The following is a 1,995-nucleotide window of genomic DNA, read 5'->3' as shown; positions in this document are numbered from 1 at the left end:
CAGGTTGGATTCGACCGGACCAGGATCGCGTCCAGTTCAAGATCACCGTCCCCGCGGAGCGGCGTCCGGAAAGCACCCGCCTCGAAGTTCGCTTCTCCCCCACCCTCGCCGGTGCCATGATCGATGCGCTGCCCTACCTTGTGGACTATCCCTACGGTTGCACGGAACAAACGCTCAACCGGTTTCTCCCGGCCGTGATTACCCAAAAGGTGCTTATCGATCTGGGCGTCGATCTCGAGAAAATCCGTCAAAAACGCGTGAATTTGAATGCCCAGGAATTGGGCGATCCCAAGCAAAGGGCGGAACAGTGGAAACGGTTCGAAAGCAACCCAGTCTTTGACAAGGCCCAGCTCGACCGCATCGTGAAACAGGGCGTCCAGCGCCTCACGGAAATGCAGCTTTCCGACGGTGGCTGGGGTTGGTTCTCTGGATGGGGTGAAAAATCTTCTCCCCATCTGACGGCCCTCGTCGTCCACGGTCTGCAGATTGCTCAGCAGAATGACGTGGCGATTGTCCCGGGCGTGATCGAGCGGGGCGTCGAATGGCTGAAGCGGTACCAGGCAGAGCAACTTCAATGGCTCCGCAATGCGGATCAAAAACGCAAGGCAGTCCCCTGGAAAGCCAAAGCCGATAATCTCGACGCCTTTGTGTATATGGTTCTTGTGGATGCCGGTGCACCCAATCCGGAGATGAAGAATTATCTCTATCGTGATCGGCTCGACCTCTCCGTCTATGCCCTGGCCATGTTCGGGTTGGCCCTGGACAAGGAGAGAGACAGAGAAAAGCTCGACATGGTTCTCCGTAACATCAGCCAGTACGTGGAAAAAGATGATGAAAACCAGACAGCCTGGCTGAACCTCAGCCGCTGGAGTTGGTGGTACTGGTACGGCAGTGACATCGAGGCCATGGCCTACTATCTCAAGCTGCTGGCTCGAACCGATCCCAAAGGTGAACTGGCTCCCCGGCTGGTGAAGTATCTCCTCAATAATCGCAAGCATGCCACCTACTGGAATTCCACCCGGGATACAGCCCTGGTGATCGAGGCCTTCGCCGATTTCCTGCGGGCCAGTGGAGAAATGAAGCCCAACATGACGGTCGAGGTGTGGTTCGACGGAGAACTCCGCAAAGCGGTGGAAATCACTCCGGAAACTCTCTTCGATTTTGACAACACATTCATCCTCACCGGCGGTGATCTGAAAGAAGGGGAACACACCGTAGAACTCCGCCGCAAAGGCCAGGGGCCGCTCTACGCCAATGCCTACGTGAGTTACTTCACCCTGGAGGATTTCATCCCCGCGGCGGGACTGGAAATCAAGGTTACGCGGCGTTATTACCGCCTCAAACCGGTGACGAAGACAGCCCAGGTTTCCGGATCGCGGGGGCAGGTCATCGACCAGCGGGTGGCGAAGTACGAACGTGAGCCACTGGAAAATCTCGCTGAACTGAAGAGCGGCGAACTCGTTGAGATTGAGCTCATCCTTGAAACCAAGAACGATTACGAATACCTCGTGTTCGAGGACATGAAACCGGCCGGGTTCGAACCGGTGGAACTCCGTTCCGGCTACACACGCGATGCGCCGGGGGCCTACGTGGAATTCCGGGATAACCGCGTGGTGTTCTTCTGCCGAGCATTGGAGCGCGGCCGATACAGCCTCAGCTACCGTATGCGGGCGGAAATCCCGGGCAAGTTTTCCGCCCTTCCCACCCGCGGATACGCGATGTATGCCCCGGAACTTCGGGCCAATTCGGACGAAATCAAGCTTCGCGTCATTGACGTGCCCATCGTCCCGAAAGAAAAGTAATGCCCCCGGAGCCACGGTCCGGTGCAGCGTGCGTCCCCGGGTGGTGGAAGGTCGCTCTGGTCGCGGCGGCCCGGGGATTATCTCCTCGTGCGCATAGATAAACGCCCGACAGCGATGTCACACCAGGCCCACCAGCAGGTCATACGCTGCGTGGGCCCCTGCAACAATGCCAAACCCCCGGAAGACAAAAAGG

General features: G+C 57.8%; 1 pseudogene. It reads left to right on the top strand.

The annotated features are described in order from the left end of the window. Window positions 1-1,802 (top strand): annotated as a pseudogene (locus H5U08_RS17025) (alpha-2-macroglobulin); the annotation flags it as partial. Window positions 1,803-1,995: the final 193 nt, after the last annotated feature.

The organism is Thermogutta sp. (assembly GCF_014359955.1).
Lineage (GTDB): Bacteria > Planctomycetota > Planctomycetia > Pirellulales > Thermoguttaceae > Thermogutta.
The sequence above is the reverse complement of the archived record's forward strand: the minus strand, read 5'-3'. Positions and strand labels throughout refer to the sequence as shown.